The sequence below is a fragment of the Streptomyces sp. NBC_00016 genome (assembly GCF_045040885.1).
GTDB lineage: Bacteria > Actinomycetota > Actinomycetes > Streptomycetales > Streptomycetaceae > Streptomyces > Streptomyces coriariae.
Map to the genome: position 1 here is coordinate 4,861,778 of NZ_CP108304.1, position 24,157 is coordinate 4,885,934.

Genomic DNA, 24,157 nt, shown 5'->3' on the forward strand with positions numbered 1-24,157 from the left:
TTGGCTGCTACTCCGCGCGCCACTTCTGGTTGGGCGTCCCCGAGCACGTCCACAGCTGGAGCTTGGTGCCGTTGCCGGTGCCGTTGTCCTTGGCGTCGATGCACTTGTCGGCCTGCGGGTTGACCAGGTCGCCGTACTGGCTCAGCACCCACTGCTGGGCCGGGTTGCCGGAGCAGTTGGCCACCTGGATGACCGCGCCGTCGTCCTTCGACCCCCAGGCGACGTCCATGCACAGACCGAGCGCGCGCACGGTGCCGTCGCTCTTGAACACCCACTTCTGATTGGCCGACCCGGCGCAGTCCCACAGCTGGAGCGGGGTGCCGTCCTTGCCCTTGCCGTTCTGGGCACCGGTGATGTCGATGCACCGGTCCGAGGCCTGGCCGATGATCACGGCGCCGGGCACGGGAGCCGTCGTCTTCGTGCCGCCCGAGCCGCCGGATCCGCTGCCGCTCCCGCTGCCCGACCCCGAGGAACCACCGGACGTGGAACCGCCGCTGCCGTCCTCCTCCGCGGCCGGGGCGGAGGACGTCTGCTGCTCGGGCAGCGGTGCTGCGGAGGCGTCCACCTTCGGCGCCGACGGCGCGGAGACGGACGGACTGGGCAGCGCGGTGCTGCCGGCCTCCGCGAGCTTCTCGCTGGCGCTGGTGTTGACCTGCGGCTTGTACGCCAGCCAGATCATCACGAACGCGATCGCCAGGGCCATCGTCAGGCTGAGCGCCGTCGCCAGCCAGCGCGGCAGGAACCCGCGCTGCACGAACGTGCCGTCCACCGAGAGCGGCACCGCCCCCGACCGCTGCACGCTCAGCGCGTACGGCCGCTGCTCCTTCGAACCGAACCAGATGATCTGGCGGGGGCGCAGTGTCGTGTCGACGAACACCGCCCGGCCCGGCTCGATCTGCACGCTGCCCGGCCGGAACTCGTACCCGAGGTGGTCACCCATGTCGGTGCCCGTGACGGACGCCGTCAGCCGGGTGTTGCCGATGTTGTCGATCGCGAGGCGCGGCCGGCCGCGGAACCGCCCCTTCACCGTCGGCGGCACCAGTTCCGCGCGCACCTCGGTGAACGGCGTGATCGTCAGGTTCCCCTCGGGGACGGTCACCGCCTCCGGATGCTCGGTCGGCGTGATGCGCACCGCGTAGGGGTTGGGGCCGGCCGTCGCGTCCGGGGTGCGCGGCGGGGCGAAGGTCAGCTCGACCGTGCCCGTCGTCCCCGGATACAACCGCAGCGTCTGCGGCTCCACCGCCGTCCAGGGTGCCACCGCGCCCACCGGCTCGAAGCGGTACTCGTCGACGACGTCACCGGTGTTGCGCACCCGCAGCCGTACGGTCGTAGTGCCGCCGGGGTCGACGGTCGCCGCGGCCGGTTCCAGAGAAGTCCACAGAGTCACCTGTCGACGCTATGCCGCGGGGCGAGGGCGCGTCAGGAGGCCGGGGGGCACGACCGCTGCCCGAAAGGGACGATCGGTCGTGCCCGTTCACCCGGTTTCGGACCGGGTGTCACCCGCGTGTCAGACGGTGAAGCGGACGGCTTCCAGTTGGAGCTTCTGTTCCATGGGGCTGCCGCCGTAGATCCAGTCACCGGCCTTGGTGCAGCCGTTCCCCAGCCAGCCCCGGTCCTTGACGTGCGCGTTCTGGCAGACGGAGCCCTCGATCGTCTTGATCGTGTAGCCCTCCATCGCCGCGACCGCCGGCTTGCTGGAGCCCATCCACATGTTGACGCCGTCGCCGGCCTTCGACCACTTGTCGCCGGTCAGCCAGCCCCCGACCACATGGGCGGCGTTGCCCGTGACGCCGCCGGTCCTCGCCGTGGCGATGTTGAGGGCCTTGATGGCCAGGTTCTTGCCGGTCGTACCGGCGATCGCGCCGTCGCAGACCGGGTCCTGCCAGCCCTTGTCCGCCACATAGGCGCGGTAGCAGATGTGCCGCCCGTCGCTGCGTGCCGCGAGCTTGTTCACGGCGTCGGCCGCCGTCTCCTGCTTGGGCTTCACGGGAGCCTTCGACTCGGTGGTCCCGCCGCCCCCGCCGCCCCCGCCGCTGCCGCTGTCGGCCGGGGCCTGGCTGGTGGCGGGCGCCTCGACCACGACGGGGGCCGTCGGGGTGGGCACCAGGGCCGGGGCGCTGGGCGTGGCCGAGGGGCTGGGCGCGAGGGTGCTGACGCCGGCCTCCGCGAGCTTCTCGTTGGCGCTGCTGTTGACCTGCGGCTTGTACGCCAGCCAGATCATCACGAACGCGATCGCCAGGGCCATCGTCAGGCTGAGCGCCGTCGCCAGCCAGCGCGGCAGGAACCCGCGCTGCACGAAGGTGCCCTCCACCTCCAGCGCCTGCGCACCCGACCGGCGCACCGCCAGGTTGTAGCGCTGCTCCTCCTTCGAGCCGAACCAGATGATCTGGCGCGGGCGCAGCGTCGTGTTCACGAACACCGCCCGGCCCGGCTCGATCTGCACATTGGCCGGCTGGAGCTCGTACGCCAGCCGGTCGCCGTGGTCGCTGCCGCTCAGCGAGGCGGTGAGCTTGGTGTTGCCGATGTTGTCGATCGCGAGGCGCGGCCGGCCGCGGAACCGTCCCTTCACCGTCGGCGGCACCAGTTCCGCGCGCACCTCGGTGAACGGCGTGATCGTCAGGTTCCCCTCGGGGACGGTCACCGCCTCCGGATGCTCGGTCGGCGTGATGCGCACCGCGTAGGGGTTGGGGCCGGCCGTCGCGTCCGGGGTGCGCGGCGGGGCGAAGGTCAGCTCGACCGTGCCCGTCGTCCCCGGATACAACCGCAGGGTCTGCGGCTCAACCGTCGTCCAGGGTGCGGTCGGGCCGACCGGCTCGAAGCGGTACTCGTCGACGACGTCACCGGTGTTGCGCACCCGCAGCCGGACGGTCGCCCGGCTGCCGGGGTCGACGGTGACGGAGGCGGGTTCGAGGGATGTCCACAGGCTCACGTGCCGACGCTACGGGGAGGGCGGCGGGCGGGGTCAGAGGCGACGGGGCAGGGTGCGTGCCCTGCCGGGCCGCGGCCGGCTGCCCGAGGGGACCCGACGGCCCGTCACCGCCCCCGCGGCCGCCCCCGTGCTCCCGCCGGGGACCCCGGCGCACCGGCGGCGGCGACGGCGGCGCGGGCGGGGCCCGGCGGCCCGCGCTGCCCGCGAGGGCAACAGCCGTGCCCCGGACCGTGCACCGGAAGCCGTTTCGGCAGACGCGCTTCGCGCGTGACGGTGAAAGACGTCCTGACGCGTACCCCGAGGAGAGCACAGCATGCCGTCCTACCTGTCGCCCGGCGTATACGTCGAGGAGGTGGCCAGCGGCTCCCGCCCGATCGAAGGGGTGGGCACCTCGGTGGCGGCCTTCGTCGGGCTCGCCCCGACCGGCCCCCTCAACGAGCCGACCCTGGTGACCAACTGGACCCAGTACGTGGCCGCGTTCGGTGACTTCACCGACGGCTACTACCTGGCGCACTCCGTCTACGGTTTCTTCAACAACGGTGGCTCGGCGGCGTACGTCGTCCGTGTCGGCGGTACCTCGGCGGGTGCCGCAGGAGACGCCAAGTCGCCCGCCGCGGTGTCCGGTTCCGGCTCCGCGCCGGCCGCCCTCCCGGCCGGTGAGCCCAAGCAGCTCGGCACGTTCACGGTGACGGCCGTGGCGCCGGGCGAGACCGGCGGCCCGCTGAGCGTCGAGGTCGCGGACGCGGAGGGCGAAGGCCCCGCCGAGCGCTTCAAGCTGATCGTCAAGGACGGCGACAAGGCCGTCGAGACGTTCGACGTGTCGGCGAAGAAGGGCAACCGCTCCTACGTCGTCACCCAGGTCAAGGAGCGCTCCAAGCTCATCACCGTGGCCGAGGCGGCGCCCGCCGCGCAGCTGGCCCGCCCGGACAACCAGACGGTCGCGCTGGCCGCGCCGCCCGCAGGCGCGCCGGCCGGTGCGGTCGAGGCCGCGCAGCCCGTCGGCCCGGCCCAGTACCTGGGCGACAGCTCCGACCGCACCGGCTTCGGTGGCCTGGAGGCCGTCGACGAGGTGTCCATGGTCGCGGTGCCCGACCTGATGGCCGCCTACCAGCGCGGCGCGATCGACCTGGAGTCGGTCAAGGCCGTCCAGCTGGGCCTGATCGCCCACTGCGAGCTGATGGGCGACCGCGTCGCCATCATCGACCCGCCGCCCGGCCTGAACGCCCGTCAGATCCGGGTGTGGCGCCAGGAGACGGCCGGCTACGACTCCAAGTACGCGGCCCTGTACTACCCGTGGATCAAGTCCTTCGACCCGTCCGCCGGCAAGGCCCGGCTGATCCCGCCGAGCGGCCACGTGGCCGGTGTGTGGGCCCGCAACGACTCCGAGCGCGGCGTGCACAAGGCCCCAGCGAACGAGGTCGTGCGCGGCGCGGTGGACCTGGAGATCCAGATCACCCGTGGCGAGCAGGACCTGCTGAACCCGATCGGCGTGAACTGCATCCGGGCGTTCCCGGGCCGCGGCATCCGCATCTGGGGCGCCCGCACCCTCTCCTCCGACCCGGCCTGGCGCTACCTGAACGTCCGCCGGTACTTCAACTACCTGGAGGAGTCGATCCTGATCGGCACCCAGTGGGTGGTGTTCGAGCCGAACGACCACGCCCTGTGGGCCCGGATCCGGCGCAACGTCTCGGCGTTCCTCGTGAACGAGTGGCGCGGGGGCGCGCTGTTCGGCGCCCGTCCCGAAGAGGCGTTCTACGTCAAGTGTGACGAGGAGTCCAACCCGCCGGAGTCGGTCGACCTCGGCCGTGTGATCTGCGAGATCGGCATCGCGCCGGTCAAGCCCGCCGAGTTCGTGATCTTCCGGCTGGCCCAGTTCTCCAGCGGCAACGGAGAGCTGGAGGAGTAGGCCCGGAGCAGGCCCTCCGCCGTCGTACCGCCCTCTTCACCACACTTAGAAGGAAAGTCAGATGAGTCTCCAGCCGGGTGACGCCCTTACTTCACACAATTTCGGCCTCCAGATCGACGGCGTGATGGTCGAGTACCTCGCCGAGGTCAGCGGCCTCAGCCTCGAACAGGACGTCATCGAGTACCAGCAGGTCTCCGCGCAGGGCAAGCCCGTCACCAAGAAGCTGCCCGGTGTGAAGAAGGCGGGCACCTGCACGGTCGTGCGCGGTATGACCCAGTCCGCGGCGTTCAACCAGTGGATCACCGAGTCGATCAACGGCGTGATGGGCACTGCCCGCAAGAACGCCACGATCATGGTGATGGACTACCAGAACAACCCGGTCAAGCGGTACAACATGCGCAACGCCTGGTGCAGCAAGATCGACACCAGCTCGGTGAAGGCCGGCGAGGCCTCCGCGCTGACCGAGACCGTGACGATCACGTTCGAAGAACTGGTCATCGAGTAATGCGGCGCACGGCTGTCCGGGCAGCGGCGGCGAGCGGGGAGCCGCAGGAGGCGCTCCCGGCCACCGCCGTGCCCGAGTCCGAATCCCTGTCCGGCGCCGCGTCCGCGTTCTCCGCGCCGGGCGCGGCCGCCGCCCCGGCCCCCGCGCCGTACCGGCTCCAGACGGAGTTCCCCTTCGAGCTGCCGCGCGGGTACGTCGACGAGGCGGGCACGGTCCACCGCGACGGCGTGATGCGGCTGGCGACGGCGCGGGACGAACTGGTCCCGCTCCGCGACATCCGCGTCCAGGAGAACCCGGCGTACCTGTCGGTGGTGCTGCTGGGGCGGGTCATCACCCGCCTCGGCAGCCTCCCGCTGGTCCACGACGGCGTCGTGGAGAACATGTTCGCCTCCGACCTGGCGTTCCTCCAGGACTTCTACCGTCAGGTCAACGCCGAGGGGCACACCCGCGCCTCGGTGCAGTGCCCCCACTGCTCGGAGCCCTTCGAGGTGGAACTCGGCGGGAGCCGCCTGGGGGAATCGTGACGTACGCGACCGACCGGCTGCACGAGGAGATCGCGTACGTCGCCTACCACTTCCACTGGGGCCAGGACGAGATCCTGGACCTGGAACACCACGACCGGCGCCGCTACGCCGACCAGATCGCGTCCCTGGTGACCCGGGGCGGGGCGGAGGGCTGAGGCATGGGGTTCCTGGAACGGTTCCGGGGTGGCCGCGGGGGCGGGCGCGGGGACGGCTCGGCCCCTTCGCCGGCCGCCGATACCACTGCGCCTGCCGCCGACACCGCTGCGCCGGCCACGACCGGCGGCGGTAGCTCACCGGTGAGCGACGCCGGTACGGCGCCACGCGTCGTCGCGGCCGCCTGGCCGACGCTCCCGCCCATCCAGCGCGCGGCGGCCGGGAGCACGTCGGGGGTCGCCGACGCCGGGTTCGGCGGCCGGCTGGCCACCTGGCAGAACCCCTCCTTCACCAGCACCGGCTTCCACGCGGTGCTGGACGCGGCGCCGGGCGGCCTGATGAGCAGCCTGCGGACGGCCCCACCGGTCGCCGAACCCGAGCGGGTGGCCGCGCCGCCCCGGCCGACCCCCCTTCAGCGTGCCGTTCCCGCGTCCTCGCCGGTCGCTCCCCGCCCGGCCTCAGCCGGTCCGGGCTCGACGGCCGGGCCGGGTGGGGCGGGTGCCACGGGGGTTACGGCTTCGGGCGCTGCGCCGCGCCCGTCCGGGTCGGCGGCTCCCGTGTTTCCGACGGCTGCGCATCCGACGGCCTCCGCGCTGCCTGCGGCTCCGGCTTCCCCGGCGGTGCCCGTGGTGCCGTCCCGGCCGACGGAGCCGTCCGCTCCCGCAGCCTCCCCGGCGCGGGGCATCCGGGTGTCCCCGGCGAGCCCGGTCCCCTCGACGGGGCCGGCCCCGCTGACGAGGTCCGTGTCGGCGCCGGTACAGCGACGCAGCCTGCCCGCCCGACCGGCGTCCCCGTCCGCCTCCCCGGCGCCGACCCCGGCTGCAGCCTCGGCTTCGGCTTCGGCTTCTTCCGGTGGCAGCGGATCGGCTCAGGCGTCCGGGCGGGGTGCGGAGACCGGCGGCGGAAGCCCGGCGAGCGGCAAGGAACCCGCTCCGGGTCCGCGAAGCGCCCCCAACCCGGGTGCACCGGCGGCGGGAAGCAACTCCGGTGCGGGGGAGCCCCGTACGGCTGCCCTCCCGCCCGTCGGGCTGCAGCGGGCGGTGCCCCGTCACGCGGGCTCGGCGCCCGGCGGCGCCCCGGTGCGGGTGCAGCGCGCGGTACCGGGCGCGGGTGGCACCGGTGCGGCTGTCCCCGGTCCGTCGGCGGTGGGCGGCGTCACGCCCACCGCGCGGACCGGCTCGGCCCTGCCGCCGTCGGCGAAGTCGTCATCCGCGTCGGCCGGTTCGGGTTCCGCAGGTGCCTCGGGTCTCCCAGGTGCGTCGGGGGCGGCGACAGCTCCGTCGGCCGGTTCCGCCGGGTCTCCTTCGGCGGGCGCCGGTCCCAGCGTGCAGCGTGCCGTTCCGGCCCGTACGGCGCCGTCCTCCTCCCCCGGTGGGGCACCCGGGGGCACCGGCATGCGCTCCCCGGGCAGCGGCGCCGCCGCACCTCGGCCGGGCGGAACGGACCGTGGCCCGTCACCGACGTCCACCCCGGGCCCGTCCCCGGCGACCCCTACACGCTCCGCCGCGACCGCCCCGGCCTCCTCGCCCTCCTCGCCCTCCGGCACGGTCGCGCCGGTCACCGTGAGCAGACGTGCTGCCACCGACGCGAGTTCCCCGCCCACCGCCGATGTCCCCACCGGGTCGTCGGCCGCCCGCAGTTCGGGGCCCGGATCCGGTTCGGTGTCATCCCCGGGCCCGGCTTCCGCCCCCGCTTCAAGCTCCGCTGCCACCTCCGCCTCAACCTCTGGTGCCGCTTCCGGTCCCGCGCGAGGATCCGGGTCTGCGCCGGGCTCCGGCGCGAGCAGCGGCCCCGTTTCGCCCGTGCGGCCCGGCTCGGCCTCCGGTGGCGGTGGTCGTACGGCGCCCTCCAGCGTGCAGCGGGCGGCAGCGACTCCGGGCCCGGCCTCGGGCCCCACCGCGACCTCGCGTGACGGTGGCCGCGCATCGACGCCCGGCGTGCCACGCGCCGCGACGACACCGGCACCGGCCTCTGGTGCGGGCCCCGCCCCGGCGCCCGGCTCCACCGCGACCTCGCACGACGGTGGCCGCACGCCCACCCCGAGCGTGCAACGTGCCGCGACGGCACCGGCCTCGCCCCCCGGACCGGGCTCGGGCCCCGCCTCGGTACCCGGTCCCACCTCGGGTTCCGGCGACGCCGGCCGCGCATCGACCCCCGGCGTGCCACGCGCCGCGACGACACCGGCACCGGCCTCGACGCCGTCCCGGCCGACGACGACACCCGCGCCCGCTCCCCCGCCCATGCCCGCCGGCCCTCGTACGGCAGCCACCGACGTGCAACGTGCCGTAGCGGCCCCCGTTCCGGTCGGCCCGCCCGCGCGACCCGCCACGCAGGCTCCGGGCGGCGTGAGCGGTTCGGTGCCGGCGCACTCCGGACCGGCGCTTCCGGCGCGTTCTGCCGCCAACTCCCCGATGCCCGCCGCAGGTTCCGCGACCAAGCCCGCGCCTGTGTCCGTGCCCGCGCCCACCTCCCCTTCCGCGACGAGCGTCCAGCGGGCCGCCTCCGGTGCGCCCGCCCCCCGGCGTCGCGCGGGCCTCGGCGCCCCCACGAGCCTTCCCTCGGGCGGACCGGGCCCGGCCACGCCGCTCGGCCCGGCCAGTCGTTCTGCGACGCCCGCGGCCTCGCCGACGCCCTCCGCGGCTCCGGCCCCCGTCGGCACGCCCTCCGCGGCCGCGTCCGCCCACGGCACCGGCGCCCCGGGTGCGCGGACCGAACCGCTGCCCCCGCTGCGACGCTCCACGCCGCTCGGCGCCCCCGTACAGCGTGCCGCCCTACCGGTCACCGCCGCCGCGCAGCCCGCGCAGCCCACGTCGTCGCGCCCCGCGCTGGGCGCCCCCCTCTCCACCCGCCCCGCGGACGCGGCACCGCTGAAGGCACCGAGCGGCATCCCGATCGGGCCCCGTGCGGCGACCACCGGTCCCGGCGGCACCTCTTCGGCGCCGCCCCCGTTCACGCCCCCCGTCGTACAGCGCAGCACCGCGATGTCCGGCGCCCCCGAACTCCCGCTGCCCACACCGTCGTCCGTCCACAGCACCGGCACGCCGACGCATCGTCAGGCTCCGCTGCCCCAGGACTCCGCCACCGGCCCCACCGGCCCCACGGGTGCCCTCCCTCGTACCGTCCGTCCCACGACGACGACCGGACAGCAGCACCCCGCGCACCCCGCACCCCCCGTCGCCCTCACCGGGCGGCCCCCGGTGGCCCCGGTGGCCCCGGTCTCCCCGGTCCCCCTGGTGTCCCAGGCGCCCGTGCAGCGCCACGCGGCCAAGACGCCCGTACCGTTGCGCCGCGCCACGCCCGGGGCGACCGCGGGCGGGCCCGTGGCGCGTCCGTACCCCACCCCCGGCCTCACGCCGATGTCCGCTCCGGGGGTGGCACCCGCGACTCCGGCTGCCGCGCCTGCCCTGCCGGCTCCGGTCGTTCAGCGTCGGCAGCTGCCCGCTCCGGGAGCGACGGGCGGCGCCCCCGTACGCCCGGCCGCACCGCCGTCACCCCTCGCACCACCGGCCCAGGCGGCACCCATCCCGGTGCCGGTTCCCCTGCCGGTCCCGCCCCCCGCCCCACGGCCGCTGCCCGCGGCTCCCACGCCGCCCGCCCCGGTGGTCCAGCGGCGCCAAGCCGCACCGCCCCCCACGCTGCGGACCCCGCCCCGCGGCGCCGGCGGGCCCCCGCCCGGCGGCGACCAGGCTGCGGCGGATCCGGCTCACGCTCGCGCTCACGCGCACACGCATCCCGGTTTCGATCCGCGCGCGCTCACCGACTTCCAGCTCGACGAGCTGACGCACCGCCTGACCGGTCGCATCACCCGTCTGCTCCGCACCGAACTGCGGCTCGACCGCGAACGGATCGGCAGACTCCGCGACCCCCGCCACTGACCGCGCCACTGACCGCGCCACCGACCCAGAAGCCCCCGCCGCTCCCGACGCCCCCTCTCCCAGAAAGGCCAGGCCCCGATGCCCTCCGATCTCGACCCGGGCTCCACCATCTTCTTCACCCTGACCATCGACGGCGAGAGCCTCGGCTTCTTCAACGGGTGTGAGGGGCTCTCGTCCCAGGTGGAGATCGAGCACCGCCAGGAGGGCGGCAACAACGGCTTCGTCTGGCAGCTGCCCTCCCGGGTCACGTTCTCCACGATCCGGCTGACCCGGCCGCTCACCCCGGACACCACCAAGGTCGCCAAATGGATCTCGTCGGTCACCACGGGGGTGACCCGGCCGACCGCGCAGATCGCGGCACTGCGCGCGGACGGTTCGGAGGTGGCCCGGTGGGGGCTCATCGACGTGCTGCCGGTCAGCTGGCAGGGGCCGTCCCTCAGCCCGGACAGCCCTGGTGTGGCCACGGAGGTCCTGGAGATCACCCACCACGGCTTCACGGACTGAGGACCGGGACGAGAACCGGACCAGGACCAGGACCAGGACCAGGACGAGGCAGGGAGTACAAGCCATGGCCAAGGGAAGCAAAGGCGGCGCCGGCAAGAGCCTGGTCCGTGCCACCCTCGCGATCCACGAACCGCCGGTGGGCACGAGCACGACCCCCGGCGGGCTGATCAAATCCTTCGGGTTCGACTTCAACCCGGCACAGCTCCAGCTCGGCCGCCGGGCCCAGTGGAAGGTCACCCCCACGGCGGCCGTCCGGGACGGCTCCGTACCGGAGTTCATGGGCCCGGAGCCCCGCGAGATGACCGTCGAGATCTTCCTCGACACCTCGGACCAGCCCGGCAGCAACACCGTCCTGAAGAAGGTCGAGTCACTGCTGGAGTGCTGCGAGGTCACCACCAAGAGCATCGCCGCCAAGCAGCCCTCGCCGCCGTGGGTGGTCTTCCAGTGGGGCTCGTTCTCCACGGCCCGCTTCACCGCCTACGTCAGCAGCATCGACGTCACGTACTCGCTCTTCGGCACGACCGGCGTCCCGATCCGCGCCACCTGCCAGGTACGCCTGAACGAGATCCCCAGCAAGACGAAGGGCCAGAACCCGACCTCCGGCGCCCTCACCGCGCAGCGGGTGCACCGGGTCGTCGCCGGTGACTCCCTCCAGTCGCTGGCCTGGCGCGAGTACGGCGACGCCACCGCGTGGCGGTCCATCGCCGAGGCCAACGGCATCGACGACCCGTCCCGCCTGCCGACCGGCATCGAACTCGTGCTGCCCTCCGCCGAGGAGGTGCGCCACTAGTGGTCCAGTCCGCGTTCTCCAGCGTCATCCAGGTCACCCTCGGTGGCGGTCCCCTGCCCGTCGACATCGCGCCGCTCCTCGTCGAGGGCTGGGTGGACCAGGGACTCGGCGTGCCGGCCGCCTTCCGGCTCACCTTCCGCGACCCCGGCCGTCTGGTCCTCGGCAAGCTGGGCGTCAAGTTCGGCACCCCCGTCGTCCTCGCCCCGATCGCCGACGGCAAGGGCGCCTCCGACCCGCTCCTCACCGGCGAGGTGTGCGGCCTGGAGGCCGACTACGACGGCACCGGCACCTTCACCGTCATCCGCGGCTACGACTTCGGCCACCGTCTGATGCGCCAGCGCCGCGTCGCCGCCTACCGCAACCAGAGCGCCTCCGACATCGCCCGCAAGCTGGCCGCCCAGGACGGCGTCCCGGTCGGGAAGATCCAGTCCACCAAGACCGTCTACGAGTTCATCAGCCAGGCCAACGTCACCGACTGGGACTTCCTCGCCCGGCTGGCCGACGAGAACGAGATGGTCATGTCGGTGGACGCCAAGGGCAAGTTCCAGTTCGTCAAGCCCGACCCGGCGTCCGGCGCCCCGGCCACCTCCACCCCGGGCGACAAGAGCCCGTTCGTCCTCGAGGCCGGCACCGACATCCTCCGTCTGCGGGCCGCCGTCACCGCCGCCGAGCAGGTCGCGACCGTCGAGGCGCGCGGCTGGGACGTGACGACCAAGAAGAAGCTCACCGCGACCGCGCCCGCCAAAACCAACCCCGGCATCAGCATCGGCACGACCCCCGGTGAGGCCGCCGCCAAGTTCAAGCCGGCCAAGCTGGTCGACGCGCAGACGCCGTACGACCGGCAGTCGGAGGTGAAGTTCGCCGCCGAGGCCCTCGCCGACGACGTCACCGGCTCCTTCGCCGAGCTGGAGGTCATCGCGCGCGGCACCCCGAAGCTCCGCCCCGGGCTGCCCGTCACCCTCGCCGACGTGGGCGCTCCCTTCGAGGGCAAGTACACCGCCACCTCCGTACGGCACGTCTTCGGCGACGGCAAGCACTACGAGGCCTGGGTGACGGTCAGCGGACGGCAGTGGCGGTCCCTGTACGGGCTCTCCTCCGGCGGCGGCAACGCCTCCAACGGCCTGAACCTCCCCGGCACCGCCAACGCCCTGGTCACCGACGTCAGCGACCCGCTCAAGCAGGGCCGGGTCAAGCTCCAGTTCCCCTGGCTCGACGACGCCTACGTCAGCGACTGGACGCGCGTGGTGCAGTGGGGCGGCAAGCGCGGCGGCTCGATCTTCCCCCTCGACGTCGGCGACGAGGTGCTGGTCGGCTTCGACCGGGGCGCCCTGGACCACCCGTACGTCATCGGCGGGCTGTACAACGGCAAGGACAAGCCGACCCCCGTCAAGGACGTGCCCCTGCACGACGGCGCCCGGCAGCGGGCCTCCCGGCACACCCTGTCCGACCGCGAGGGCAACCGGGTGGACCTGCTCAGCCAGCGGACCGGCGGCAAGCAGGGCGTGCGGCTGACCAGCGGCGACGACAAACTCGTCATCAACCTGGACCGGGCGCAGACCGAGATCACCGTGGACAGCAAGGGCACCGTCAGCATCACGGGCAGCCGCTCGGTGACCGTCAAGGCGGGTACCGACCTCACCCTCACCGCGGGCCGCAACATCGCCATCCGAAGCGGCGGCTCCATCACCCTGAGGGGCAACCTGATCAACATCAGGTCGATGACGGGCATGGTGTCGGTGGACGCGGCGGGCCTGCTCAACCTCAAGTCGGGCGGCGCCGCCACGTTCAGCGCGGGCGCCACCGTCCAGATCAACTCCACCGCCAACGTGGGCATCCGGGCCGCCACCCTCATGCTCCAGGGCATGGTCATGGTCAACGCCAAGCCGTACCCGCTGCCGTGACACGCGGACGGCACGCCGTGAGAATCAGGAAAAGGCAGGTGGCCCTCTGATGGCCGAGCAATTCGTCGGATCGGGCTGGGCGTTCCCGCTCCGCATCGGCCCCACCGGGGGCATCGCCCTGGTCAGCGGGGAGCGTGAGATCGAGGAGGCCATCCGGCTGATCCTCGCCACCGCGCCGGGCGAACGCCCCATGCGCCCGGAGTACGGCTGCGCCATCCACGAACTGGTCTTCGCCCCGGTCAACGAGGCGACGGCCGGGCGTATCCAGCACGAGGTGTACACCAGCCTGGACCGCTGGGAGCCGCGCATCGAGGTCACCGACGTCGAGGTCACGGCCGGCGCCGAACAGGGCGTGCTCTTCATCGACGTCCAGTACGCGATCCGCGGCACCAACAATCCGCGCAGTCTCGTCTTCCCCTTCTACGTCATTCCGTCCCATGACGAGCCGGGTCTTCCCGGTCCGTCCGGTACGGCTTCCGAAAGCGACCGCTGATGGCCCTGCCCTCCCCGAACCTGGACGACCGCCGCTTCCAGCAGTTCGTCGACGACGCCAAGCGCTACATCCAGCAGCGCGCACCGGAGTGGACCGACCACAACGTCTCCGACCCGGGCGTGACGCTCGTCGAGACGGTCGCCCACATGGCCGACCAGATCGTCTACCGCCTCAACCGCGTCCCCGACAAGAACCACCTCGCCTTCCTGGACCTGGTCGGCATCCGCCTCTTCCCGCCGTCCGCCGCCCGCACGGAGGTCACCTTCTGGCTGTCCGCGCCGCAGGACGAGCCGGTCCTGCTGCCGGTGGGCACCGAGGTGGCGACGGTCCGCACGGAGAGCGAGGAAGCCGTCGTCTTCGCGACGGAACGCGAACTCACCGTCGTACCGAGCGAGTTGAGCCACCTCGTCGTGCAGCACCGGGGCGAGCCGGTCACCGACCGGACCACCGACCTCACCGAGGGCAAGGACCTGCTCTGCTTCGCCGAGGCACCGCAGCCCGGCGACTGCATGCTGTTCGGCCTGAGCGCGGCCGTCCCGCACTGCGCGGTGGTCCTGGAACTCGACAGCCGCGTCGACGGCGTCGGCGTCGACCCGCGCCAGCCCCCGCTGGTCTGGGAGGCGTGGACCGAGGACGGCTGGCAGGAGTGCGAGATCGACCGCGACGGCACCGGCGGCCTCAACCGCCCCGGCGAGGTCGTCCTGCACATCACCGGCGGCCACGTCCTGTCCCGCTCCGGCGGCCAGGAGGCCGGCTGGCTGCGCTGCCGCGTCACCGAGCCCCTCCCCGGCCAGCCCTTCTACACGACCTCCCCGACCGTGCGGTCCGCCGAGGTGTTCACGGTCGGCGGCACCGCCCCCGCCGTGCACGCCGAGACCGTCTACGACGAGGCTCTCGGCGAGTCCTCGGGTCTCCCCGGCCAGCACGTCGCCCTCGCGCACGCGCCCGTCGTCGGCGACGACCCGCCGCTCCTGCTCCAGACCGCCCAGCACGAGGGCTGGTCCGACTGGCAGGTCGTCCCGCACTTCGCCGCCTCCGGCCCCGACGACCGCCATGTCACCCTCGACGCGGCCACCGGCGAGATCGCCTTCGGCCCGTCCGTCCGCGAACCCGACGGCAAACTCCGCCAGTACGGCGCCGTCGCCCCCAAGGGCTCGGTCATCCGTGCCCGCCGCTACCGCACCGGCGGCGGCCGCGCGGGCAACGTGGCCCGGGGCGCGGTCCAGGTGCTCCGCACCTCCGTCCCGTACGTCTCGGAGGTCGTCAACCGGGAGGCCGCGCGCGGCGGAGTCGACGGCGAGACGGTGGAGGAGGCGAAACTCCGCGCGCCGATCACCCTGCGCGCCCAGGAGCGGGCCGTGACCCTGCGCGACTACGAGGAACTCGCCCGCCGCGCCGCCCCCGAGACCGCCCGCATCACCTGCCTGGAGGGTCAGCCCGACGAGCACGGCTCCTACGCGGTACGGGTGCTGGTGGTCCCGCAGGCCGTACCGGACCCCGGCGGACGCCTCCGCTTCGAGCAACTGGTGCCCGGCGACTCCCTGCTGGACCGCATCACCCGCCACCTCGACGAACGCCGCCTGATCGGCACCAGGCTGGCCGTCGGCCCGCCGTACTACCAGGGCGTGACGGTGGTGGCGACGGTGCACGCCTTCCGGGGCGTCGACACGGACCGCGTCCGCCGCCAGGCCCACGACGCCCTCTACCGCCACCTCGACCCGCTGATCGGCGGCGCGGACGGCAAGGGCTGGCCCTTCGGCCGCCCGGTGCAGTCGGGCGAGGTCTTCGCCGTCCTCCAACGCGTCCCGGGAGTGGAGCTGGTCGACCAGGTCATGCTGCACCCCGCCGACCCGCTGACGGGCAAGCGCGGTGAGGCCACCGACCGCATCGACCTGGCCGCCCCGGCCCTGGTGTTCTCCTACGACCACCGGGTGCGAGTGATCGGGGACGGCGCATGAGCGGCGCGAACCCACGGAAGGGAACGGGACGTTGAGGGGCTCGGTGGACGGACTCGGCTCCTCCGTGCCGATCGGCGCGATGCTGCCGGCCGTCTTCGCCGACGACGACCTGGCACAGCGCTTCGTCGGGGGCCTGGACGAGGTGATGGCCCCCATCCTCAACGTCCTCGACTGCCTGCCCGCCTACTTCGACCCGGCCCTGGCCCCGGTCGACTTCACCCGCTGGCTGGCGAGTTGGGTCGGCGCGGAGACCGACGGCACGGAACCGGAACCGAGGCTGCGGGCCGCGGTCGCGGCGGCCGCCTACCTGCACCGGGTGCGCGGCACCCGGCGCGGCCTGTCGGAGACGATCCGGCTGGCCTTCGGCGTGGAGCCGGAGATCTCCGAGAGCGGCGGCGCCGAGTGGAGCGCCCGGCCGCTCGGTCCGGTCCCCGGCCTGCCCCGGCCGCATCTGCACGTCACGATCCGGCTGCCCGACCCCGGCCCGGCGGACGAGCATCGCCTGGACACCCTCGTGGCCGCCGCCCGCCCCGCCCACATGCCGTACACGGTCAAGGTGACCGCCGCCGAAAGGACCCCGGAGAGATGACCACCCAGAACTGCGCCGAGTGCGGCACGCGGGCCGAGCCCGGCCAGTCGTTCTGCGACGCCTGCGGCGCCGTACTGAGCTGGACGGACCGCCCCCCGGCCCGCACCGGCGCGGGCACCGGGTCGACCGCCGGCTCGGGGTCCGGGCCGGGGTCCGGGCCGGGCTCGGACCCGGGGTCCGGGCCGGGATCGGGGCCGAACCCCGGCACCGGATCCGGGTCGGCTGCCGGGCCCGGGACGGGCTTCGCCGCCGGGACGGGCTCGACCTCGGGCTCGAACTCGGGCTCGGGCTCGGGCTCCGGAACAGGTGCCGGGCCAGGTGCCGGTGCCGGGTCCGCGACGGGTGACGAGGCAGGGGCGGGGGCGGGGGCGCCCTACGGGTCCGGGACGGCGTCCGCTCACGGTTCCGGGACTGCTTCCGGGCACGGGTCCGGGACTGCTTCCGGGTCCACGTACGGGTCCGGGCCGGTCTCCGGACCCGCCTCGGGCTCGGCGTACGGGGCGGGGGCAGCGGCCGGGGCCGACTCCGGGGCCCTGAGTGGCGGCTCCGGGGCCGGATACCGCCCCGCGGAGGGCACGCGGGAGCCGTCGGGCGCCGCGGGGCCGGAGGCCGGTGCGGTCTCCCGTACGGCTTCCGCCACCACCGCTCCCGCTCCGGCACCCGCCTCCGGCGCCGCCCCCGGCACGACGGTGGCGAACGCGCCGGCTCCCATCCCGCCCCACGCCACACCTGAGCCTTCGACCCAGGCCGCCGCCCCGGCCGCCGACGACGACTACGACCCGGACGACGAGGACACCACGGAAACTCCCCTGCCGGTCATCCCGCCGGAGGACGGCACCGCCGCTCTGTCAGGCGCAGCACCGGCTTCCGCGCAAGCACACGCCCACGCCCCCGACCCGACCGCCCCCACCACACCCGTACCGGCGGCCGCCCCAGCTCCCGCCCTCGGCGACACGATGGCCGCCCGCGCCCGCTCCCTCCTGGTCCCCGTCGCCGACGCGGAGCCCCGGCCCGCCGCGCCCCCGTCCGTGGCCCCGGTCCTGCCGGGCAGGCCGGTCGCGGACCGGCCACAGGTACGCGCGCCCGGACCCGTCCAGGGCGAGCTGTACGGCGTCGCGTGCCCCTGGTGCGCCACCCCCAACAACCCCGACCGGCACTTCTGCGTCCGCTGCGCGATGCCCATGACGCTGGAGGACCGCTCCTCGATCCGCCTCCCCTGGTGGCGCCGCCTGTTCAACCGCAACGGCGCGTCCCCCTGGGCCGGCGACCGTCCGCGCCTGCGCCGTACGTTCGACCGCATCCTCAGCTGGGTGGTGGCGGCGGTCGTCCTCACCCTCGTGATCATCGCGGCGATGAACACGCCGGAGGCGATCCAGGCCACCCGCGACCACTTCGCCAAGCGCGCGCCGGTCGCCCCGGACTCGTTCGCGGCCTCGCGCTCCTACCCGGGGCACAAGCCGGAGCTGGCCTTCGACAAGATCAACAACAGCTGGTGGGGTCCCGGTGTCTCGCAGTCGGGCGAGGGCGAGTGGATCGAGGCCCGCTTCGACGAGCCGACCCGCCTGCTGGACCTGATCATCACCTCGGGCACGTCGGTCCGCCCCGACCAGCTCAACCAGTCGGCCCTCCCGCACCGCATCAAGGCGACGATCACCCTGAAGGACGGCAAGACGACGACCCGGGAGATCACCCTGGACCAGAGCTCGGGGGGCCAGCGGCGCGCCTTCCGCGTGGGCGAGGTCACCAAGGTCCGCTTCACGATCGAGTCGTCGTACATGGCGTCCGGGAGCAAGCAGGTGTCGATAGCCGAGATCGAGTTCTTCGGCCGATCGAGCGCCAACTCGACGTGACGGCCTGACGGCTCGACGGCTGACGGCTGACGGCTGACGGTCCGGCCTGGCGGTTCAGGGCCCTGGTCGGCCGGGAGGAAGGTCTCCCGGCCGACCAGGGCCCTTCCCCTTGAGTGTGTACTTGCGTAAGTCAAGCAAGCTATTTATAGTTGCCTGAGTTAAGCAAGCTAGTTCACCCGCTGTGGAAGGAACCGCCGTGAAGTCGCTGACCTCCTTCGCCCGCTTCGTGGTCTTCGGCGGCGGCACCGGAGTCCTCTCCAGCCTGGCCGTCCCGCTGCTGGCGGTGCTGATGCCGTGGACCCTGTCGAACGCGCTGGTCACCCTCGCCTCGACGGTCCTGTGCACGGAGCTCCACGCCCGCTACACCTTCCGCACCGGCCGCCGCGCGGGCCTGCGCCGGCACTGGCAGTCGGCGGGTTCGGCGGCGGCGGCCTACGCGGCGACGTCCGTGGCCGTGTTCGCCCTCCACGCGATCCAGCCCACCCCCGGCATGCTCACCGAGCAGCTCGTCTACCTCTCGGCCTCGGGCCTCGCCGGCACAGGCCGCTTCGTGATCCTGCGCCTGTTCGTCTTCGCGACAGGCACCGACCACGAGACGGCGAACACGGCGAAGACGGCCGACCCCAACCAGCCGACCAAGGCGACGACGATCCCCCGCCCCCGGCGGACGCCGGTCACCACCGGCGGGCTCACGGCGGCCCTCAGCCCGAGCTGACCGAGGCCAGGGGACCGGGGCCGCACGCCCTCACCGCGCAGGCCGACGCGCCTGCCTCGCTTCGCGGTCCAGGGCCCAGGCGTCCGCCACCGGGCCCAGGTGGCCGAGCTTGTCGGGATTGATCACCAGCCGGACCGCCTGGATCCGCCCCTGGAACACGTCGAGCGCCAAGGTGTGGAGCACCCGGCCGTCCCGGTCGCGGAAGATCGCGCCGGGCTGGCCGTTGATCTCGTGCGGCTCGAAGGTCACGTCGATCCGCGCCACCAGGACGGAGGCGGTGGCGAGCACCCGGGCCACGTTCTCGGCGCCGATGACGGCCCTGGCCAGCTGCGGGGCCTTGCCGCCGCCGTCGCCGACCATCGCCACGTCGGCGGCGAGCAGTTTCTGGAGGCCGGCGACGTCGCCTTCGCGGAGGGCGTCGAAGAAGCCGGACGCCAGTTCCTCCCGCTCCCTGCGGTCCGCCGCGAAGCGGGGCCGGCCCTCGGCCATGTGGCGCCGGGCCCGCACCACGAGCTGGCGGCACGCCGCCTCCGAACGCCCCACGGCCACCGCGACCTCGGGGAAACCGAACGCGAACACCTCCCGCAGCACGAAGACCGCCCGTTCGAGCGGGCTGAGCCGCTCGAGCAGCAGCAGGGCCGCCACCGACACCGAGTCCGCCAGCTCCGCCGACCGCGCCGGATCCTCATAGGGGTCGCTGAGCAGCGGCTCGGGGAGCCAGTGCCCGACGTACTCCTCCCGCCGGACGCGGGCCGAGCGCAGCACGTCGATCGAGAGCCGGGTCACCACGGCCGAGAGGAAGGCCTTGGCCGACCTGGGCTCGGTCGGGGAGGCCTCGAAGCGCAGCCAGGTCTCCTGGACGGCGTCCTCGGCCTCACCGACGCTGCCGAGGATCCGGTAGGCGATCGAGAACAGCAGCGGCCGCAGCTCCTGGAACTCCTCGGTCCTGCCCATCCCGGCTCCTCCGTGACCTCACCCACGCGGTCAGAGGCCGAAGCGGCCCCACGCGACGAATGCCGCGCAGGCGAGATAGACCAGATTGAGCATCACCAACTTGGACTCGCCCAGGCGGCCGTGGGTCATCATCGCGCCTACCATCAACAAGATCCAGCAGACGGCGGTCACCGGGACCAGAATCGGCGCGACACCGAGCGCGGCAGGCAGGATCAGGCCTGCCGCGGCCAGCAGTTCCAGGACACCGAGCGTCTTGACGAAGGCGACGCCGACGTCGGCGGTCCATCCCCCACCGTGGGCGGCGGCCAGCGTCTCCTTGGGCACGAACGTCTTGGTGACGCCACCGGCCAGGGCCACTGCGGCCAGCAGTCCGGCGACGATCCACAGCGCGAGGTCCATCGTCCACTCCTTGATCGAGGCTTGTTCTCCCTGCACCCCGTAGGACGAGACAGCGGCCTCCGCCTGTGACATCCGCCCCCCGCGAACGCCACGAAGGCCTCACGCGACGGACGGACCGCCCCCCACCCACCCGTCCACCGGCACGTCCGTCGGCACGTCCGTCGGCACGTCCACCGCCATCTCCGCGTGGGCGACGAAGTCGTCGACAAGGCGGTGGAACAGGGTGGCGAGCTGCCGCAGGTCGTCCGGCGTCCAGTCGGCCAGGGCGAGGCTCATGCCCCGGCGGCCGACGTCCCGGACCCGGCCGATCGCGGCCCGGCCCGCCGCGGTGAGCTGGATGAGCTGAGCCCGGCGGTCCGCCGGGTCGGGGAAGCGGACGACGAGGCCGGACTTCTCCAACTGCCTCAGCTGCCGGGTGACATGGGAGGCCTCCACGGACAGCCGTACGGCGAGCATCCCGGGGCGCAGCGGGTCGGTCTCGGCGAGATGGCGGAGGATCGCCACGGCGGCCCGGTCCAGCGGAAGTCCGGCGTGCGCCATCAGCCGGTCGTGCCAACGGGCACGGGTCGCCAGGTAGGTGATGCGGGTGAGTGCCTGCTCCACGGCGATCACATCTTCGGGCACGGACGTTGCGGGCGGCGGTATCGGCATCCTTTCACCGTACAGATACTTGCCTAACTCAAGCAAGATGGGTAGATCGTTGCTTGACTTAAGTAAGTCACTATGGTTGCCTAACTCAAGCAACTAAGGGCACCGATCAAGGGCACCCACGAGCCACCGGAGCGTCTCTCATGCCGCACGCCACCATCACCCCCGCCCGGAAGCACCGCGTCCGCCGCCCGACGTCCGTCGGCGACCGCAGCCGCGCCGGTGCCGGTGCCCGCGCCGGTGCCGGTGCTGTACGCCCTGGCCCCGCACCCGTCCGGACGGTATGCCGCTCTGGCAGGCGCTCCTCCCCGGCGGCGCCGCGACCGCGACCGCGACCGGAGCCCGTCCGTGACCGCCCACCTGACGCTTGTCTGCCTGCTCCTCGCCGTCGTGGCCGGCGCCTCCGCCCTGGTCACCGCCTGGCACGGCTGGGGCCACCGCACCGGCTGACCCGCTCCCCCCCCCCGCCCGCAACAGGAACCCCTCCCATGCGCTCCCAGTCCCCGTCGCAGTCCCCCTCACCGCCTCCCTCCCAGCCCGCCGGAGCCGTCGGATCCCCGAGCTTCCCCTTCGCCGGCGGCCATCCCCGGTCCTCCGACGCGGTCCTCGCCGCCGCGCTCTTCGCCTGTTCGTTCCCGGGCAGTGTGATCACCTTCCCCGGCCAGGACCTGAGCGTCCCCTGGTGGCCCGGTGTGGTGCTGGCCGGCGCCTCCTGCGCGGCGCTGATCCGGCGCCGCGACCGCCCCCGCGGCACGGTCGTCGTGACCCTCGGCTGCGCCGTGGCCGCCTCCGCGCTCGGATATCTGCTCACGGTGCTGCTGCTGGCGCCGCTCATGGCCGCGCTGTACTCGCTCGCCGTCTCCACCGACCGCAGGACCGCCAACACCTTCGCCTTCACCGGCATCGCCCTGCTGGTCGGCGTCGGTCTGCCGTCCGGGCCGGCCGGCGAACCGCTGGTGCTCAAGCTGCTGGGCCCGGCCGCCTGGCTGCTGCTGCCCACCGCTCTGGGGACGGTGACCCGGCTGCGCGCCGCCTATCTGGACGCCGTCCGGGCCCGCGCCGAGCACGCCGAGCGCACCCGGGAGGAGGAGACCCGCCGCCGGGTCGCCGAGGAGCGCATGCGCATCGCCCGCGACCTGCACGACGTCGTCGCCCACCACCTGGTCCTGGCCGGACTTCAGGCCGGCGCGGTGGCCCGGCACCTCCCCGCCCGTCCCGAGGAGGCCGCCCGTCTCACCGCCGATCTGACCGGCACCACCGCCTCGGCCCTGCGCGAACTCAAGTCCACCGTCGGCCTGTTGCGCCGAGCGGGCGCGGGCGACGCCGACGAGCCGAGGAATCCCGGGGAGCGCGCCCGGACGGTGGGATCCACCCCCGGACTCGCCCAACTGCCGCAGCTGGCGGCCTCCTTCGAGGGGGCAGGGCTCGAGGTGACGCTCCACACCGAGGGCGAGCCCGCTCCGGTCACCGCCGGCGCGGAGCTCACGGCGTACCGGATCGTGCAGGAAGCCCTCACCAACGTCACCAAGCACGCGGGTGCCCGTACGGCAGCGATAAGGCTCGTCTACGCGGACGGCCGGCTGACGGTGACGGTCACGGACGACGGCGGCACGCACCCGAAGGTCCCCGCCTCCGCGGGCGGCGGCTACGGCCTCATCGGCATGCGGGAGCGGGCCAGCTCGGCGGGTGGGCGGGTCCGTACGGGGCATCGGCCCGGCGGGGGCTTCGAGGTCGTCGCCGAACTGCCCCTGGGCGCGCGGAAAACGAACGAGTCCCACCCCGTCTGACACGGGATGGGACTCGTTCCACATGGAGCGCCGGGCAGGCCTTGCACCTGCATTTCCCCGCAGGAAGCGGGGCGTCTTTCCTTGGACGACCAACGCATGAGTTCGTTCACCGTTTTTCTTTCCGGTGACCGGCTCAAGATCAAGCTTACCCCATCTCCGGGGTGCTCTTGACCATGTACATCGTCAGGCCGGACGCCCCGTCAGGCGACGTCGCCGACCTTCAACTCGGGTCCGACGACCAGGGTGACGACGCCCGGGGCGGCCGACGCGTCGGCGGTGGCCGTCCGGCCGGGCAGCCGGGAGGCGAGGACGGCGGCCTGGCTGTCGAGGCCGGTCGGATAGGTGACGGTCGTCCTGGCCACCGTCTTGGGGGCGTTGCCCGTGCCGGTGACGGTGTATCCGGCGTCCTTCAGCTTCTCCGCGACGGCGGCGGCGCGTCCCGAGACCCCGGTGCCGTTGAGCACCTGGACCCGCACGCTGGAGGCGTACACCACGTTCTTCTTCGCCGCCTCCAACTGCGGCTTGGTGACCTCCTTGTCCTTGGCCAGGGAGGTGAACAGGTCGGCGGCCTGCGGGTACTGCCAGACCACGTTGGCCTTGTCGGTGGGCTGGTCGGCCTCCCGCCCGTAGTTGGGCACGGTGAGGAAGCTCAGCCGGTCGCTCGGTATCCCCTTGAGCTCGTCGGCGAGCCCGTACAGCGGCTTGATGCCCGCCATGTCGGGGTCGGTGGTGAGCGACTTGGTGATCGACTGGAGGAAGCCGTACATGGCGTCGGGGCTCGTGAGCTTGGACTTGGCCTTCTTGGCCAGCGCGTCCATGAACTCCTGCTGGCGTCCGATGCGCCCGATGTCGGAACCGTCGCCGACGCCGTAGCGGACCCGGACGTAGCCGAGCGCCTTCTCGCCCTCGACGGTCTGACAGCCGGCCTTCATGTCCAGGCGGGCCTTGGTGTCGCGGATGGCCTGCTTGGGGCAGACCTCGATGCCGTCCAGCGCGTCGACCATGCCCTTGAAGCCGGAGAAGTCGACCGACATGAAGTGGTCGATGCGCAGACCGGTGTTGGCCTCGACGGTCTTGATGCTGCACGCGGCGGCCTCGCCGACCTTGCCGTTGCTGCCGCCGAGCGCGAACGCCTCGTTGATCTTGAAGTGGTGCGGGGAGGACGAACTGCCGTCGCCCTTCTCGCAACTGGGTATCTCCACCCACGAGTCGCGGGGGAAGGACACGACCGAGGCCCACTTACGGTCGGCCGGGATGTGCAGCACCATCAGCGTGTCGGACTGCATGGTGGTCAGGTCCTTGCCGTACTTGGCGTTGGCGCCGTCGCGGCTGTCGGATCCGACGATCATGATGTTCTTCGAGCCGGGGCTGAGGTTCTCGGGCCGGTTCTCGCCGAGCTTGTCGTCCACGTCGGCGGAGTTGATGTTGTTGTTCAGGTCGTTGTAGACCCAGGCCCCGACCCCGCCCACCGCGAGGACGACGACGGACGTGACGCCCGCGCCCCACGCGAGGATCCGCCCGCGCCTCGTGAGCCGCGTCCTGCCGGGCCCACCCGTCCTGCCACCGGGCCCGCCCGTCCTGCTCCTGCTGCCGCGGCCGGCCGCCTCCACCGGAGTACGCCCACGCCTCCTCGTCCCGCTCACCGGCGCTCGCTCCTCCGCCTCGGCTGTCTTCACC

Annotated in this window: 21 protein-coding genes; 14 read left to right on the forward strand and 7 right to left on the reverse strand. The window is 73.3% G+C overall.

Annotated elements, in window-relative coordinates; translation table 11 throughout:
- Positions 1–7: 7 nt before the first annotated feature.
- Positions 8–1,387 carry a ricin-type beta-trefoil lectin domain protein gene (locus OG933_RS21515; RefSeq protein ID WP_362530478.1) on the reverse strand — a complete coding sequence of 460 codons (1,380 nt, stop codon included), beginning with the start codon at positions 1,385–1,387 and terminating at the stop codon, positions 8–10.
- A 120-nt stretch (positions 1,388–1,507) separates the two neighbouring features.
- Positions 1,508–2,929, reverse strand: coding sequence for a hydrolase (locus OG933_RS21520; protein ID WP_362530475.1), 1,422 nt, complete (start codon positions 2,927–2,929; stop codon positions 1,508–1,510).
- A gap of 313 nt (positions 2,930–3,242) precedes the next feature.
- Between OG933_RS21520 and OG933_RS21525 the strand changes: the two genes are divergently transcribed.
- The 4 genes from OG933_RS21525 (at position 3,243) to OG933_RS21540 (ending at position 6,019) form a co-directional block, all read left to right on the forward strand.
- Positions 3,243–4,835 (forward strand): phage tail sheath subtilisin-like domain-containing protein, encoded by a 1,593-nt coding sequence (locus OG933_RS21525; RefSeq protein WP_020132888.1) that lies wholly within the window; start codon positions 3,243–3,245, stop codon positions 4,833–4,835.
- Between the two features lie 61 nt (positions 4,836–4,896).
- On the forward strand, positions 4,897–5,340 hold the full coding sequence (locus OG933_RS21530) for a phage tail protein (protein WP_020132887.1): 444 nt from the start codon (positions 4,897–4,899) through the stop codon (positions 5,338–5,340).
- Positions 5,340–5,864 (forward strand): hypothetical protein, encoded by a 525-nt coding sequence (locus OG933_RS21535; RefSeq protein ID WP_062644980.1) that lies wholly within the window; start codon positions 5,340–5,342, stop codon positions 5,862–5,864. The genes OG933_RS21530 and OG933_RS21535 overlap by 1 nt, the downstream gene beginning before the upstream one ends.
- Positions 5,861–6,019, forward strand: a complete 159-nt coding sequence (locus tag OG933_RS21540) for a DUF6760 family protein (protein ID WP_020132885.1) — start codon at positions 5,861–5,863, stop codon at positions 6,017–6,019. Before OG933_RS21535 ends, OG933_RS21540 begins: the two co-directional genes overlap by 4 nt.
- Before the next feature lie 1,046 nt (positions 6,020–7,065).
- On the opposite strand, the gene OG933_RS21545 is transcribed toward OG933_RS21540, so the two are convergent.
- Positions 7,066–8,286: a hypothetical protein gene (locus OG933_RS21545; protein WP_405628493.1), complete on the reverse strand. Its 1,221-nt coding sequence runs from the start codon at positions 8,284–8,286 to the stop codon at positions 7,066–7,068.
- Between the two features lie 184 nt (positions 8,287–8,470).
- On the opposite strand from OG933_RS21545, the gene OG933_RS21550 reads away from it, so the two are divergent.
- From OG933_RS21550 to OG933_RS21590, 9 genes are all read left to right on the forward strand, one after another.
- Positions 8,471–9,892 (forward strand): hypothetical protein, encoded by a 1,422-nt coding sequence (locus tag OG933_RS21550; RefSeq protein WP_405628495.1) that lies wholly within the window; start codon positions 8,471–8,473, stop codon positions 9,890–9,892.
- A 78-nt stretch (positions 9,893–9,970) separates the two neighbouring features.
- Complete coding sequence (locus tag OG933_RS21555) at positions 9,971–10,396, forward strand: phage tail protein (RefSeq protein WP_020132884.1); 426 nt, start codon at positions 9,971–9,973, stop codon at positions 10,394–10,396.
- A gap of 64 nt (positions 10,397–10,460) precedes the next feature.
- Entirely contained in the window at positions 10,461–11,186 is a 726-nt protein-coding gene (locus OG933_RS21560) for a LysM peptidoglycan-binding domain-containing protein (protein WP_405628497.1), read from the forward strand.
- Positions 11,186–13,087: a VgrG-related protein gene (locus tag OG933_RS21565; RefSeq protein WP_362530464.1), complete on the forward strand. Its 1,902-nt coding sequence runs from the start codon at positions 11,186–11,188 to the stop codon at positions 13,085–13,087. Before OG933_RS21560 ends, OG933_RS21565 begins: the two co-directional genes overlap by 1 nt.
- A 49-nt stretch (positions 13,088–13,136) precedes the next feature.
- Entirely contained in the window at positions 13,137–13,580 is a 444-nt protein-coding gene (locus OG933_RS21570; protein WP_171398387.1) for a GPW/gp25 family protein, read from the forward strand.
- Positions 13,580–15,538 carry a putative baseplate assembly protein gene (locus OG933_RS21575; protein ID WP_362530460.1) on the forward strand — a complete coding sequence of 653 codons (1,959 nt, stop codon included), beginning with the start codon at positions 13,580–13,582 and terminating at the stop codon, positions 15,536–15,538. Before OG933_RS21570 ends, OG933_RS21575 begins: the two co-directional genes overlap by 1 nt.
- Positions 15,539–15,569: 31 nt before the next feature.
- Positions 15,570–16,127 (forward strand): phage tail protein, encoded by a 558-nt coding sequence (locus OG933_RS21580; RefSeq protein ID WP_362530457.1) that lies wholly within the window; start codon positions 15,570–15,572, stop codon positions 16,125–16,127.
- Between the two features lie 533 nt (positions 16,128–16,660).
- Positions 16,661–17,977 (forward strand): NADase-type glycan-binding domain-containing protein, encoded by a 1,317-nt coding sequence (locus OG933_RS21585; protein ID WP_405633470.1) that lies wholly within the window; start codon positions 16,661–16,663, stop codon positions 17,975–17,977.
- Between the two features lie 196 nt (positions 17,978–18,173).
- Positions 18,174–18,692 (forward strand): GtrA family protein, encoded by a 519-nt coding sequence (locus tag OG933_RS21590; protein ID WP_405628499.1) that lies wholly within the window; start codon positions 18,174–18,176, stop codon positions 18,690–18,692.
- 30 nt (positions 18,693–18,722) lie between these two features.
- Here the strand turns inward: OG933_RS21590 and OG933_RS21595 are convergent, their stop codons facing one another.
- From OG933_RS21595 to OG933_RS21605, 3 genes are all read right to left on the reverse strand, one after another.
- Positions 18,723–19,646 carry an RNA polymerase sigma-70 factor gene (locus OG933_RS21595; protein WP_405628501.1) on the reverse strand — a complete coding sequence of 308 codons (924 nt, stop codon included), beginning with the start codon at positions 19,644–19,646 and terminating at the stop codon, positions 18,723–18,725.
- Positions 19,647–19,676: 30 nt separating this feature from the next.
- Complete coding sequence (locus tag OG933_RS21600) at positions 19,677–20,045, reverse strand: DoxX family protein (RefSeq protein WP_142265272.1); 369 nt, start codon at positions 20,043–20,045, stop codon at positions 19,677–19,679.
- Between the two features lie 99 nt (positions 20,046–20,144).
- Positions 20,145–20,696 carry a MarR family winged helix-turn-helix transcriptional regulator gene (locus OG933_RS21605; RefSeq protein ID WP_405628503.1) on the reverse strand — a complete coding sequence of 184 codons (552 nt, stop codon included), beginning with the start codon at positions 20,694–20,696 and terminating at the stop codon, positions 20,145–20,147.
- A gap of 485 nt (positions 20,697–21,181) precedes the next feature.
- Between OG933_RS21605 and OG933_RS21610 the strand changes: the two genes are divergently transcribed.
- Positions 21,182–22,480, forward strand: coding sequence for a sensor histidine kinase (locus OG933_RS21610; protein WP_405628505.1), 1,299 nt, complete (start codon positions 21,182–21,184; stop codon positions 22,478–22,480).
- A 200-nt stretch (positions 22,481–22,680) separates the two neighbouring features.
- Here OG933_RS21610 and OG933_RS21615 read toward each other — a convergent pair whose 3' ends face one another.
- Positions 22,681–23,994, reverse strand: coding sequence for an LCP family protein (locus tag OG933_RS21615; RefSeq protein WP_405633471.1), 1,314 nt, complete (start codon positions 23,992–23,994; stop codon positions 22,681–22,683).
- Positions 23,995–24,157 lie beyond the last annotated feature (163 nt).

Bases quoted from the DNA above. Each gene is read 5' to 3' on its own strand.
- OG933_RS21525 (WP_020132888.1), top strand. From the start codon at position 3,243: ATGCCGTCCTACCTGTCGCCCGGCGTATACGTCGAGGAGGTGGCCAGC.
- OG933_RS21530 (WP_020132887.1), top strand. From the start codon at position 4,897: ATGAGTCTCCAGCCGGGTGACGCCCTTACTTCACACAATTTCGGCCTC.
- OG933_RS21535 (WP_062644980.1), top strand. From the start codon at position 5,340: ATGCGGCGCACGGCTGTCCGGGCAGCGGCGGCGAGCGGGGAGCCGCAG.
- OG933_RS21555 (WP_020132884.1), top strand. From the start codon at position 9,971: ATGCCCTCCGATCTCGACCCGGGCTCCACCATCTTCTTCACCCTGACC.
- OG933_RS21560 (WP_405628497.1), top strand. From the start codon at position 10,461: ATGGCCAAGGGAAGCAAAGGCGGCGCCGGCAAGAGCCTGGTCCGTGCC.
- OG933_RS21570 (WP_171398387.1), top strand. From the start codon at position 13,137: ATGGCCGAGCAATTCGTCGGATCGGGCTGGGCGTTCCCGCTCCGCATC.
- OG933_RS21575 (WP_362530460.1), top strand. From the start codon at position 13,580: ATGGCCCTGCCCTCCCCGAACCTGGACGACCGCCGCTTCCAGCAGTTC.
- OG933_RS21595 (WP_405628501.1), bottom strand. From the start codon at position 19,646: ATGGGCAGGACCGAGGAGTTCCAGGAGCTGCGGCCGCTGCTGTTCTCG.
- OG933_RS21600 (WP_142265272.1), bottom strand. From the start codon at position 20,045: ATGGACCTCGCGCTGTGGATCGTCGCCGGACTGCTGGCCGCAGTGGCC.
- OG933_RS21605 (WP_405628503.1), bottom strand. From the start codon at position 20,696: ATGCCGATACCGCCGCCCGCAACGTCCGTGCCCGAAGATGTGATCGCC.
- OG933_RS21610 (WP_405628505.1), top strand. From the start codon at position 21,182: ATGCGCTCCCAGTCCCCGTCGCAGTCCCCCTCACCGCCTCCCTCCCAG.